The 12,921-nt window shown below is 39.6% G+C and carries 13 protein-coding genes; 2 read left to right on the top strand and 11 right to left on the bottom strand.

Annotated elements, in window-relative coordinates:
- Nucleotides 1–189: 189 nt before the first annotated feature.
- From FZ945_RS04025 to FZ945_RS03975, 11 genes are all read right to left on the bottom strand, one after another.
- Nucleotides 190–1,050 (bottom strand): formate/nitrite transporter family protein, encoded by an 861-nt coding sequence (locus FZ945_RS04025; protein WP_103572045.1) that lies wholly within the window; start codon nucleotides 1,048–1,050, stop codon nucleotides 190–192.
- Nucleotides 1,051–1,233: 183 nt separating this feature from the next.
- Entirely contained in the window at nucleotides 1,234–1,680 is a 447-nt protein-coding gene (locus FZ945_RS04020) for a hydrogenase 3 maturation endopeptidase HyCI (protein WP_002939334.1), read from the bottom strand.
- A complete protein-coding gene (locus FZ945_RS04015; RefSeq protein ID WP_002939326.1) occupies nucleotides 1,680–2,024 on the bottom strand; it encodes a formate hydrogenlyase maturation HycH family protein in 345 nt (114 codons plus the stop codon). The genes FZ945_RS04020 and FZ945_RS04015 overlap by 1 nt, the downstream gene beginning before the upstream one ends.
- Nucleotides 2,021–2,845 (bottom strand): NADH-quinone oxidoreductase subunit B family protein, encoded by an 825-nt coding sequence (locus FZ945_RS04010; protein WP_009294855.1) that lies wholly within the window; start codon nucleotides 2,843–2,845, stop codon nucleotides 2,021–2,023. The genes FZ945_RS04015 and FZ945_RS04010 overlap by 4 nt, the downstream gene beginning before the upstream one ends.
- Nucleotides 2,842–3,381: a formate hydrogenlyase complex iron-sulfur subunit gene (locus tag FZ945_RS04005; RefSeq protein WP_002939210.1), complete on the bottom strand. Its 540-nt coding sequence runs from the start codon at nucleotides 3,379–3,381 to the stop codon at nucleotides 2,842–2,844. Before FZ945_RS04005 ends, FZ945_RS04010 begins: the two co-directional genes overlap by 4 nt.
- On the bottom strand, nucleotides 3,378–5,114 hold the full coding sequence (locus FZ945_RS04000) for a hydrogenase large subunit (RefSeq protein ID WP_009294856.1): 1,737 nt from the start codon (nucleotides 5,112–5,114) through the stop codon (nucleotides 3,378–3,380). Before FZ945_RS04000 ends, FZ945_RS04005 begins: the two co-directional genes overlap by 4 nt.
- Complete coding sequence (locus FZ945_RS03995) at nucleotides 5,111–6,592, bottom strand: hydrogenase 4 subunit F (RefSeq protein WP_012001182.1); 1,482 nt, start codon at nucleotides 6,590–6,592, stop codon at nucleotides 5,111–5,113. The genes FZ945_RS04000 and FZ945_RS03995 overlap by 4 nt, the downstream gene beginning before the upstream one ends.
- 2 nt (nucleotides 6,593–6,594) lie before the next feature.
- Nucleotides 6,595–7,239 carry a hydrogenase 4 membrane subunit gene (gene hyfE / locus FZ945_RS03990; RefSeq protein ID WP_002939315.1) on the bottom strand — a complete coding sequence of 215 codons (645 nt, stop codon included), beginning with the start codon at nucleotides 7,237–7,239 and terminating at the stop codon, nucleotides 6,595–6,597.
- Nucleotide 7,240: 1 nt separating this feature from the next.
- Nucleotides 7,241–8,161 carry a respiratory chain complex I subunit 1 family protein gene (locus FZ945_RS03985; RefSeq protein ID WP_002939300.1) on the bottom strand — a complete coding sequence of 307 codons (921 nt, stop codon included), beginning with the start codon at nucleotides 8,159–8,161 and terminating at the stop codon, nucleotides 7,241–7,243.
- Nucleotides 8,162–8,170: 9 nt separating this feature from the next.
- Entirely contained in the window at nucleotides 8,171–10,138 is a 1,968-nt protein-coding gene (locus FZ945_RS03980) for a proton-conducting transporter transmembrane domain-containing protein (RefSeq protein WP_103575392.1), read from the bottom strand.
- Nucleotide 10,139: 1 nt separating this feature from the next.
- Entirely contained in the window at nucleotides 10,140–10,709 is a 570-nt protein-coding gene (locus tag FZ945_RS03975) for a 4Fe-4S dicluster domain-containing protein (protein ID WP_009294859.1), read from the bottom strand.
- Nucleotides 10,710–11,126: 417 nt separating this feature from the next.
- Between FZ945_RS03975 and FZ945_RS03970 the strand changes: the two genes are divergently transcribed.
- Together FZ945_RS03970 and FZ945_RS03965 are read left to right on the top strand one after the other, a co-directional pair.
- The gene (locus tag FZ945_RS03970; RefSeq protein WP_148802627.1) at nucleotides 11,127–12,212 is read left to right on the top strand and encodes an MBL fold metallo-hydrolase; all 1,086 of its coding nucleotides are present in this window, start codon (nucleotides 11,127–11,129) and stop codon (nucleotides 12,210–12,212) included.
- A gap of 44 nt (nucleotides 12,213–12,256) precedes the next feature.
- The gene (locus tag FZ945_RS03965; RefSeq protein ID WP_087581727.1) at nucleotides 12,257–12,544 is read left to right on the top strand and encodes a hypothetical protein; all 288 of its coding nucleotides are present in this window, start codon (nucleotides 12,257–12,259) and stop codon (nucleotides 12,542–12,544) included.
- The last annotated feature ends 377 nt before the right edge of the window (nucleotides 12,545–12,921 follow it).

The following is a 12,921-nucleotide window of genomic DNA, read 5'->3' as shown; positions in this document are numbered from 1 at the left end:
ATTAATTAAGAAATTTTAAACCCCAAAATGTCACAAATTTTCAAAAACAAGAGAGTTAAAACGATAAATTTTAAATTAGTGTGACATTTTTTAGATTAAAAATAAGAGATTTTTTTGAAACTTTTAAGGCAAAAAAGAGAAATTTAAAATTTAGCCTTTGCCATAAAGCAAAGACTAAAAGGGAGTTTATTAAGCTTTTTTCTTCATATCAAATTTATTAGCCATGAAGCCAACAAGACCAACAAAGAAAAGACCACCGCAGATGTTACCAAGTGTAACTGGAAGCAAGTTTTTGCTTAAGAAATTTGTCCAGTTGATGACATCTAGTTTATCAGCTGTAGTGTGAAGTAAGGCTGCTGCAGCGTTGATATCGCCACCACTTGCTGCTATATAGTGAGCTTTTGAGATGATAGCTTCAGTGATGATGAACATATTTGCAACGCAGTGTTCCATTGAGCAAGCAACGAATGCGCCGATCATCCACATAATGGCAAAGAATTTACCAGATAGGTTGCTCTCGCTTGTCGCAGTCCAGATAGACATACAAACAAAGACGTTACAAAAGATACCACGAAGAAATAGCTCATGAAATGGTGCTGTGATCTTGCCAATAGCTGCTGGCACGAAGTGTTGCAAGATGTAGCCGTCATACTTTAGTGGCAAACCAGAGTAGTAGTACATATAAGCGATCAATGCACCGCCAACGAAGTTAAATATCCAAACAATTACCCAGTAGCTTATGGTTTTGCCAAGTGGTAATTTGCCATCATATGCACTAACACCACTTAAAATAGAGCTAGTAAATAGGTGACCGCCATAAAATACAACCATCATGAGGCCGCAGCTAAATGTGATACCACCGATGAAGTTTGAAAGACCGATAGACTGTTTTTCAGCCATACCAACTGTTGAGTGAGCCCAGAAAATATCACCCATTGCAATAGCAGCTCCAGCCATGATAGCAAGGAAGATAATGCTTACAAGTGGCGTATGAGCTTTGTGCTCCATAGAACTTGACACCGCTTGAGCGGTTTCTGCCGGATTTAACATCACGTCTCCTTTTTATTTGACCTTCTTTGATCTATAAGAAATAAAAGCAAAGAAGTAGTGCCAAAGATAGAGATTTGGCGTTAAAATTTAATGTCTAAAGCTTATTTTTACACTAAATTTCAAATCCAAAACGATCAAATTTATCTTTAGCAAACCCCAGATTTAATTTAGCTCTTGCTAAATTTAACCAACTAAATTTTTATCAATCTCTACAATTCTTAAAAAGGCTTTTCTCGCACTTTTTTTAGCCTGCTCGCTTAGACCCTCTTCAAAATCAAGGACATTTTCAAGCAAGACACTAATGCCAAGAAAAAGCGTCTTTGGGCAAATTTTTCGCAAATAGCTTAAAAGCACTGGCGTTGGGAGGTTGTGGGTTGAGTAGATGTAGTCTCTATCGTCACTTAGGTCAAAAAACTCTATCTTATCCTCATCAAAGCCGCTCATAGCATCGACTACTATCAAGATATCAGGTGCAAAATCTCTAATAGCTGAAAATTCATTCTCAGGCACATCTTGCCCAAAAAAGACCTTCCACTCTTTTAGCTCCTGCTCTACGATGCGGCCGACTTCATTACCCACATCATCATCGCCACGCATAGGATTACCGATGCAAAGGATGGCCTTTTTCATCAAAAGTCCTTCCTAAGCACGATATAACCCTCTTTTAAATTTGCCAAAATTTCTTTAAGCTTACACTCACAAAGCTGTGGCAAGAGTCTAGCGATATGCTCAGCAAAAATTTCAACTTCAAAATACTTGCTTAAATTTCCGATCTTAAATTTCACATATTCGCCTGAGTTTTTGATCATCTCGTCAAATTCCTCATCGCTTAGCTCCAAGATCTTCTCGCTAAAATCAATCGTACCAACGCCGTGTCCCACGCAAGTGGAGAAAATTTTTATCTCCTTTAGCTCGCGTGGAAGCTTCTCATTGTCGTCCATATGCCTTTTTGTAAGCTTATAAACTTGAATCATCTTTTACTCCAAACCTCGCTATCAACATCGATCGCAAAATTTTTACCAGCTTTTGCGTATTTTAGATAGATGTCATTATGCAAAAGTGCCATACACTCAGCATATCTAGGATCATCTTCTTTTTTGATAGCTGCTACAACCGCTTCACGTGCAAGCTCTGGGTTATGGATATCTCTTGAGGCTTTGATAGCGTCCATATATTTTTCAAATAGTGTTCTACCAAAGATATAGCTCATAAGCCTTTTACTTTCAGCTTGTAAGTCGCGTTCAAACAAGATATCGCCCATTACTGACTTCTCAACTGGTGGAGGCGTAGTGCTGTCATTTTCATAGCTTTTTTTGTGCAATTTTTGATCAATGATACCAAGAGCCATACCAAGACCATAGATAACACTTGCTGGGTGTGGAGGGCAGCCTGGGATATAGACATCAACTGGGATTATCTTATCTATACCACCCCAAACGCTATAAGCGTCGTGGAAAATTCCACCTGTGCTACCACAAGCGCCAAAAGCAACTACGATCTTAGGATCTGGAGCTGCCTCATAAGCACGAAGAAGTGGGTAATACATCTGTCTTGTGACTGGTCCTGAGCAAAGCAAGATATCAGCGTGTCTTGGGTTTGCTACAAGCTTAAAACCAAAGCGCTCTGGATCCCACATCGGAGTGATAGCAGCGAAAATTTCGATCTCGCAACCGTTGCAGCTTCCGCAGTCGATCCTATAAACGCTAAAGCTTCTTTTGATATTTTTTAAATGCTCTAGCTTTGCAGTTAGGTCATTTGCTGTTTTTATGTCCTCTGGGACTTGATATAGACTCATTTTATAGCCTCCTCAACGCCTTTTGTTAGCCTTTCAGCAGATTGATTTTTCTTGCACTCTGGGCAGATAAAAAGGTACTCTTTTGCCTCTTCAAGTCTGCCTGGGAGTAAATTTGCTGTGCCAAGCTTTTCAAGAGTGAAATTTATAAGCCTTTTTGGCGTAAATGGCTTGCCGCAGCATTTGCAAGTTTGCATCTCAAGCTCGCCTCTTTGTATAAGAGCGCTCTTGTCAAATTTAACCGCAAGCTCAAAGCTATCGCTAAGTCTTACAGCTCCAGTTGGGCAAACCTCATCGCAGCGTCCGCAGAATATGCAACGACCACAATCAAACTGCCAAACAAGTCTTGTTTGCTCATCGTTCATCTTAAGCTCTATTGCGTTACTAGGACAAGCGATACCGCAAGCTGCACAACCTATACAAAGATCGTACGTATAGTCTGGCTGACCGCGGAAATTCTCAGGCACAATATATGGCTCAAATGGATAGGCGTATGTCGCCTTTCCATATTTTTCTGTGATGTCAAATAACTTCATCATCTTAAATCCTTCTTACTAACCCCGCCATCTTGACAGAATTTTTTAAGGTCTTTTTCTGTTAAAATTTTGCTCTTTTTAGTTCTTACATCTACTAAGGTAACACGCTCGGTGCATGAGTAGCAAGGGTCAAGTGAGCAAACTATAAGCGCAGCGTCACTTATGTTGTTTCCTCTAAATTGATACCTTAGGCTTGGCCAGTTGTTATATGTCGCAGCCCTACATCTCCAGCGATATACTTTTTGAGCGCTACCTTGCATGATCCAGTGAACGTTCTCACCACGTGGTGCTTCATCATGACCAAGTGCGAAATTCTCAGGCTTGATCATAGTCACAGGATCGATCATGATCGGAGTTTGAGGCATCATCTCAAAGCATTGGCGGATGATGTGGATAGAGCTTTTTAGCTCTTTATATCTAACCATCTCACGAGCAAAAACGTCGCAACCATGCTCAACTGCTACTTCAAATTCTATCTGTTTGAAGAAGTCGTATGGGTGATCGTAGCGGTTATCACGTTTAAAGCCAGAGCCTCTCATATTTGGACCAACTGGGCTAAAGTCACGTGCGATTTGGCGGTCTAAGATACCTACACCTTTCCAGCGTCCGATTTGGCGTTTATCTTCCAAAACTGCATCCCAAATTTCTGAAATTTGAATGTCAAGTTTGTTGATGATCTCTAAGCCTTTTTTGATCTCATGGTTTGTCATATCACGTCTTAAGCCGCCCATAACGACGTTGCCGTATGTTTTACGTCCGCCAGTTACAAGTTGAGCTAGCTCCATAGAGTACTCACGAACCCTAAAGATATGCATAAAAGCGTTGTAGTTACCAGTGACCTCACAAGCTAGACCGATATTTAAAAGGTGGCTGTGAAGACGCTCGATCTCAAGACAGATGACGCGTATAGCTTGAGCTCTTAGTGGAATTTCAAGCTTGATAGCTTTTTCTGCTGCTTCTATACAAGCGATGGCGTGAGCATAACCACAAATTCCGCAAACACGCTCTGCAAGATAGCCCATTTGATCATAGTTCATTCTGTTTTCAGCTAGCTTTTCCATACCGCGGTGTTGATAGAATAAGCGGTAGTCAGCGTCGATGATCTCGTCGCCGTCACAGAAAAGTCTAAAGTGACCTGGCTCATCAGATGTAACGTGTAGTGGTCCAAGTGGCACATCAACTACTGCATCGCCTGTTGGGAACAAAAACTCCGCATCAGGCTCATCTCTGTGATCTACTGGATCAGGGCGGTAGCGGTAGTCCATAGCATCTTTTCTAAGTGGGTGAAGTCCGTCTGGCCAGTCATCACTTAAAACTAGACGTCTTTTATCAGGCAGACCCTCAGCTACTAGACCAAACATATCATAAGCTTCTCTTTCATACCAAACACAAGCTGGCACAAGCGGAGTAACTGATGGAAATGTCGGATCGCTTCCTGGGATAAGGGTTTTAACTGTGATAAAGCACTTATCCTCAGCTGCAAAGTCGTCCGCCTCAGTCATCTTGCTACCTTCCATTGAGATAGCATAGTAAAGCGCATAGCAGCCATTTATCTGGCGCTCGTCGTTTGGTATCATAGTGCTTATAAAGCCACCGATATCATAATAAAGTGTCTTAACAGCTAGTGGAAGATCATTTCTATCGACCAAAACTGTGATCTGATCGTCTGCTTGACGAGTTACTTCTAAAATTTTTACCTTTGTTTTTAGGATTTCAACAAATTTATCGCCTCTCATTTTAAAGCTCCCATCATTATATTAACACCGTTATTTACTAGCGTATAAAAGCTATCTACGTGCCATACGCCAAAGATTATGATAAGGGCACAGAGTGCTATAAGAGGTAAATTTTCAAATAAACTCATCTCTTTATTATGAACAACCACACCTTTTGGCTCGCCAAAGCTTGCCATGTTAAAGTGCGCAAAGTCAGCTATGAAAATAACTGCAAGTGCAATAGCAAATAGCGCAACTGCGATGTATTGACCACTTGTGATAGCTCCAACAAAGACGTTATATTCGCTAACAAATATAGCAAATGCTGGAACACCAACTAGTGAGCATACAGCTGCACCAAACATAATAGTTGTAATAGGTGCGATCTTAACCATGCCGCCCATCTTACTCATATCTTTGTGGCCGTAAATTCTTGCTATGTTACCTGTTGAGCAGAAAGCCAAAGCTTTTGTGAAGCTGTGAGCTAAGCAGTGGAATATCGCTGCAAATAGACCAAATTTACCGCCAACACCAAGTGCAAATGCGATAACACCCATGTGAACGATTGAGTGGTATGCAAACATTCTTTTTACGTTGTGTTGTCTTATTAGGAAAAATCCTGCTACAAAAAGTGTGATAGTTCCTGAAACGATCATTACGCCTTCAACAAAGCTAAATCCAACTGCTTGAGCTGTGATAGCGTAGTATCTTAAAAGTGCAAGCATCGCACATTTTAAAAGTACGCCTGATAGCAATGCTGAGATAGGTGCTGGACCTTCAGCGTGAACGTCTGGCAACCAAGTGTGAGTTGGAGCAAGACCAGCTTTTGTACCAAAACCAATTAGTGCAAACACAAAGATAAGTTTTGCTGCATCTGGGTTTAAATTTTTAGCGTTAGCCATTATGCTTGAAAACTGCATAGAAGCCTCGCCGTCTCCTAGTGTGCTATATGTAGCTGAGTATAGAAGAACGGTTGCATAAAGAGCAAATGCTAGACCGATTGAGCAAAGAACGATGTATTTGTAACCACTCTCTGTTGATTTTTGATCTTTGTGGATAGCAACCAAAAATACAGAAGCTAGTGTAGTAGCCTCGATAGCTGCCCACATAAACGCAACGTTGTTGCAGATAACGCTTAAAGTCATTGTAAAGATAAATACATGGCTTAGTGCGTAGTATTTTTTAAGATCGCTTAAGTGGATGTGTCCATCTTCAAGTTCCCATCTCATATAGTGGATAGAGTAGAAATTTACTATAAATCCAGTTACGGCGATAAGCACCAAGAAAACACAGCCTAAGCTATCTAAGAATAAAAATTTATCAAAACTATAAAAAGTTCCGCCACTTAAAACTTTAAGAACATTGTTAAGTAAAGCCACTGATGTCGCAGCAGAAAACAAGACATGAAGTCCGCTAAGTACTGCATAGTTTTTAGGACTTAAAAACAAGATCAAAGCACCAAGGAGCGGTAAGATAAGTATTAAAGCTAAACTATCCATCTCTAACCCCTTAAATTTGAAGCTTTAGAAGTATCTAAGCTATCATAAGCTTTATAAAATCTAATCGCTAGAACGCTCATGATAATAACAGCAAATATCGCATCTGTTAAAATTCCAAGCTCAACTAGCTCATGTGAGTTGTAAGCCATTAGAGCAAGGCTTAGGTGGATACCGTTTTCAAACAAGCAGTAAGCTAGAATTTGTTTTACAAATGAGTTTCTTAGCATGAAGCCAAAAATTCCCATCATAAAGACTGTTCCAGCAGCGATCAACATGATCTCTTCTTTGATAAGAGAAAATTTTAAAAATATAGGGTGGATACTCATTGAAAGAGCTAGAGAAAATCCCATAGCAATAACAGGACTTACAAAAAATCCACCAACTGGCTCATCTTCGCTAACTACGCCAAGTTTTTTGATAAGCCAGAACAAAATTCCTGGCACGAAAAGAACTTTGGTAAAAAACGCAACGATCGCCCAAGTTTTTAACTGCTCAGCGTTAAATTTCTCAGATAGCAAGAAAAATATACTAACTAAAAGTAGTGTCTCTATCGCATAAGCGATGATTGAGAGTTTCAAGCTTCTAAGACCAAAAACCGCAAGCGAAGTTACGATCATGCAAATGGCTAATATATCTAGTGTTTGCATCTCACGCTCCTACTACATAAAGTGTTAGTGCAACAAACGAAATAGCAAGTGCACCAAGAGCATTTTTGCGTAAAGATGAAGTCATTTTAAAGCGTGGTCCAAAGTTGTCTATAAATACAGCTGCGACATAAAATACTCCAGTTTTTATCACAAAAACGATAATAGCTAAGAAAGGATTGCTAAAATTCCATGGCTCAAATATGCTGAGGAAAAGTCCGATCATAGCAAACTGTTTTAATATAAGTGATGCTTGAACTAAGCCAAGGTCGCTACCAGCATACTCACCAAGAACACCCTCTTGAAGCTCTTGTTCTGCTTCAGCTAAGTCAAATGGCTTTCTACCAGTCTCAACATACATACACCACAAAAATGCGATAGAAGCAACGGCAAAACTTGGAATTTGATATCCGATAACGCCAGTTCTTACCATCTCTTGGATCTCAACTAAATTTGATGTTTTAGCTGCAAGCATAACTACGATTAAGCACATAATCATAACTGGCTCAACATAAACACCAAGCATTTGCTCCCTGCCACCACCTGTTGCTGCAAATGGGTTGCCGCTATCCATTGAAGCTGCACCAAATACAAATCTAAGTAGCGCACCAAGATAGAGGATAACAAATATATCTGAGTAAGCTCCAAATACAGTGTCTTTGCTATAAGTGATAGGTATAGCAGCTAGCACTGCAGCTGAAGTTGCAAAAAGGAAAAATGGAGCCCATCTAAATACCCAGTGTGAGCACTCAGGGACGGTTCTTCCTCTTCTAAAAAGCTTTATAATGTCGCGATATGTTTGAAAGAAATCGCTACCTTGTTTTGATTGAAGTTTAGCTCTAAGTTTTCTTGCCATACCATCAAACAAAGGAGCTACCAAAACGATAACGACTACTTGAAATATCATTAAAAGTATAGTTTGCATTTTCGTCTCCTAAACTAAAAAGTAGCTCACAGCAAGTATGACACAAAGATATAGCAAGATATAAAGTGTATATACATTTGTATAACCACTTTGAACGATACCTAGCTTATCAGCAAATTTCACACACCATTTAATGACTGGCTCATAAAACATTCCCCACCAAATATCTTTTGGATGGTTGTGATACTCAACCGCGTCAAAATAATTTCTAGTAACTACTTTTTTATCAGCTCTAAATAGCCATTGCATAATTTTTCTAAGGTCTCCAGTGAATGGACCACCTGTCATTTGCATACGTGAGCTATATTTAAAGCCACAAGCCCAAGGGTCAGTTTCGCGTGGTTTATCTCTGTTTGCTTTCATGACAGCAAGGATGATAAATGGCAAAATCATAGTTGCACATAGGACTAAAGCGATAAGTGGAGTTGAGATCATGCTGCCCATAGGTGAAGTTACATTTATAGCACCAAGGCTAGCTTTATAGTCGCTTATAGCGATAGAATTTACAGCTTGCATGATGTAATCAACTATGTAGTTTGCACCAAGACCAAAGCCAACGCAGCCTATCATTAGGATGATCATACCAAGAACCATACCTATCGGACTCTCTTTAGCATTTTCCCAAATTTTTTGATCTCTTGGAGTACCTGCAAAGATAACAGCGTAAAGTTTAAGGTGCATACCAACCAAAACGCCTGTTAGCGCAAGAGCTACGACGCCAAGTGTAAATGCATATCTAACTAATGTTCCTTCTCCCATCGCACCTTGAAGCATACCTTGATATGTAAACCACTCTGAAACAAAGCCATTTACTGGAGGTAAAGCTGCGATACCCATGATACCTATAAACATACCAAGGCTTGTCCATGGCATTTTTTTAGCAAGACCACCAAGGATGTCCATATTTTGTGTATGAGTAGCGTGGATAACTGAACCAGCGCAAAGGAAAAGCAGACCTTTAAATATAGCGTGATTGACTACGTGGTAGCAACCTGCTAGAAAACCTACTGCTGCAAGTGTTAAATTTCCAGCTGCAACGCCGTAGATACCAGTACCAAGACCTAGCAAGATGATGCCTATGTTCTCAACTGAGTGGTAAGCAAGCAAAGCTTTGAAGTCGTGTTGGCAAAGAGCGTATAAAACACCAAATAGTGAGCTAGCTGCACCAAGAGCGAGTATTGTAAGTCCAAAATATGTGCTTAGCGGTAGGAAAAGTGTAAATTTAACTAGCGTAAATAGAGCAACTTTGATCATAACGCCTGACATAAGGGCTGAAACGTTTGATGGTGCTGCTGGGTGAGCTTGTGGAAGCCAAACGTGGAATGGCCACATACCAGCTTTACTACCAAAGCCGACCAAGAATAGTATAAATACAGCAGCAGAAGCGCCAAATGGCATCTTAACACCCATAAATGCGCTAAATTCAAAGCTTCCTGCATAGTAAGCTGTGATAAGCAATCCACAGGTTATACAAAATGCACCAATTTGTGCGATGCCAAGATATACCATAACCGCTTTAAGTGTATTTTTACCGTCATTGACGATGATAAGAAATGATGATACAAGAGTCATAAGCTCCCATAAAACAACAAAGCAAAATACATTATCAGCGCTGATTACTAGAAGCATTGAAAGGATGAATGTGTTAAACAAACATGCAAACACACCAACATTTGCTTTTTTTATGTACTCTTCTGCATAGCTCATACCATAAACACTACTTGCAAATCCGATGAAAACAACGACAAAGCTGAAGAAATTTCCAAGTGGATTTAGTGCAAATTTTGGTGAATACAAAAAGCCATCCATAAGAGCAAAGCTATCACTTACTCCCATATTTGCAACGAAGTGACACATCGCATAAAAGCAGCTTATAGCACTTAGTCCAAAACCAACTTTAACAGCGGCTTTTGGAGCGCAGTAGAGCAAGATACTAACGACGGCACTTACAAGAAATAGCATATAAACCGTAGTCATCTTATGCTCCTTGTCCGTTTAAAATTTTAGTAGCAAATTTATTCGCTGCATCGTAGTCTATCCTCTTGCCAAGCTTATGTTTGCCCTCTTCTGGATCTACCATTATAAGAGCGCTTGTTGGGCATACATCAACGCAAGCTGGTCCATTTTCACGGCCAAAGCACATATCACATTTTACTGCGATGTTTTTTGCGCCTGATTGTGACTCTACTTCAAGATAGTATTTTGGCTCTACAGCGTAATTTACTGAAGGCATAAGCTCTGCACTTGAGCTTATCGCACCATAAGGGCAAGCGATCGTGCACATCTTGCAACCTATACAAATTTCCTCGTGAAGCTCGATGCAATTATCGTTAAATCGCAACGCTCCAGTTGGGCATACATTTGCGCAAGGGCCATCGTCGCATTGTCTGCACTGAGTCGGCATAACACCGCTAGCTTCTCTTAAGACGCTTAGCCTTGCACGTGATAGTTTGCCGCGTTCATAAGCACTTTTAAAACATGCAGCCATACAGGTCGCACATCCTATGCAGCGTTTAGAATCGGCAATCACAAATTTATGTTTTTTCATAAATTCCTCCTAAAAAACAAGGCAAGACCGCCCTGCTCACTGATAGAGTGATTGTTAATCACATGAATAGAGATAGTTAAATTTTTATTTAACATCTCAAACGCTCCTTCCTGAAATTTTTGAAACAATTCTATAACTTCTAGCGATTAAATTCCGTCAGCTATCTGACAAATTTTGTATTTTTGAAATTAAATTTTTATTTTATATTAGTTTAAGATATGCTATTAAACAGCGTTTTTATCGTGTGATTAATCAAAAAAGATTAATATTTCATAACGGATAATTAGTAAAAAGAGTAAAATTATCTTAATTAAGTTTAAATTTAAAAATTAGTTTTTTAAGCTTGGGTTAATTAAATGAAACTGAAATTTAAAAATCTAAAATATAATCCAACCTTTAAATTTAAAAGGGTTATTGATGGAAATTTTTATAGTCATAGTTTTGTTTATCGCTTCAGTTTTTGCTTTTATGAAATTTGCCCCAGTTTTTGGCGGCACGCCAGATGTTAAGAGCCAAAAACTGATAGAGGCTTCGTCAAATTTTAATGGCAAAGTTTTTGTAAATTTAGAGCCAACAATTGATATGGTAAAGAATAATCCGCAAGCATCTATGCTAAATTACGTCCCTCAAGCACTCTTTCCACCAAAAGGCAAGCTACCAAAGCGCCCTTTGCCAAATTTAAAATTTGACGCAAATGCCCTCAAAAACGGCGAGTTTATCTGGCTTGGGCACGTTAGCCTCATCTGCAAGCTTGATGGCAAAATCATCATCACAGACCCAGTTTTGCACCGAGCATTCCCTCTCCCACTTGGCGGCAAGCCCTTTGCCTACGAGCACGCTATCACCGCTAGCGACTACCCAGAGGTGATCGACATCGCCCTCATCTCGCACGATCACTACGACCATCTTGACCATAAAACAATTCTTGAGCTAAAAGATAGAATTTGCAAGTTTCTAGTGCCACTTGGCGTCAAGGCTCACCTCGTAAAATGGGGAGTAAAGGCAGATAAAATTTACGAATTTGACTGGTTTAGCGAGCAGAAAATAGGAAATTTAAACTTCACTTTTTGCCCTTCAAGGCACTTTAGTGGGCGCAAATTTAAAAGAAACGGCACGCTTTGGGGCGGCTGGGCGATTAAAGAGGCTGGCTTTAGCTTTTATTTTAGCGGAGATGGTGGATACGGCAAGCATTTTAAGATGATAAATGAGAAATTTGGCGGATTTGATCTAGTTTTCATAGAAAATGGCGCTTACAGCGATGGTTGGCCCTACGTGCATATGCGGCCAGAAGAGTCGGCGCAAGCGCTAAAAGATCTTGGCGCAAGGCTTGGCGTGCCGGTGCATTGGGGCAAATTTGATCTTTCTTATCACGCGTGGGACGAGCCGATTAGGCGATTTATAAATGCGGCGGAGAAGCTTGAGTTAAATTTCGCCACGCCGATGATAGGAGAGGTTTTCACCGCGCAAAATCCACATAGAAAAAAATGGTGGGATGAAATTTAGGAATAAAATTTGCTCTAAATTTTAAAATCCAAAAGGAAGTGCAGATGAAAATTTCTGAAAATTTATCAAATTTAAAAAATGCCATCGACAAGGCGGCAAAAAACGACCTTGATGCAAGCGCGACTGGAAGCTTTTTGCAAAATTTAGAAAAAGCCAACAAAGAGACAGAAAAGATCTACGAAAAGCTTGAAAAAGAGCTAAAAAGCGATGCGCAGATGTTTAAGCAGTTTGACTTCATGCAGATGATGACAAAACTTCAATACGGCAACCTAAAATCAAGCGAGCGCGAAGAGCTGATAAACAAAATGAGCAAGATCGCTAAAGAAATTTAATCTAAATTTTTGATGGCTTGGTGGCGGAGCTAAATTTAGCTTTTTTGTGAAATTTAGTGGTTTTTGCTGAGTAAATTTGCTCGCTTAGTAGTTTATTAATATCCTCACATTTGTCGTATTTTGTCAAGCACATCTTTTCTTACAAACTGCACGTATAACGCCATTAATGCGCAAAATTCCAGCAAATTTCTCAAATGCTTTTAGCCTCTAAATTTAAAGCTAGTCAATAAATAAAGGCAAATTTTAAAATTTCATGAGCGAGTAATTTCGGCTCTAAAATTTGAGTTAAGCGGTAAGCGAAGCCAAATTTTAGTAGTCAATTCTTACGAGTGAATGAAAGTTTTAAAATTTGCAAAGATTGCTTGATTAAATTTTTA

It is taken from the genome of Campylobacter concisus (assembly GCF_902460535.1).
Classification (GTDB): Bacteria; Campylobacterota; Campylobacteria; order Campylobacterales; family Campylobacteraceae; genus Campylobacter_A; species Campylobacter_A concisus_AS.
Note: the sequence above shows the minus strand (reverse complement) of the source record. Positions and strands in the feature narration are given on the sequence as shown.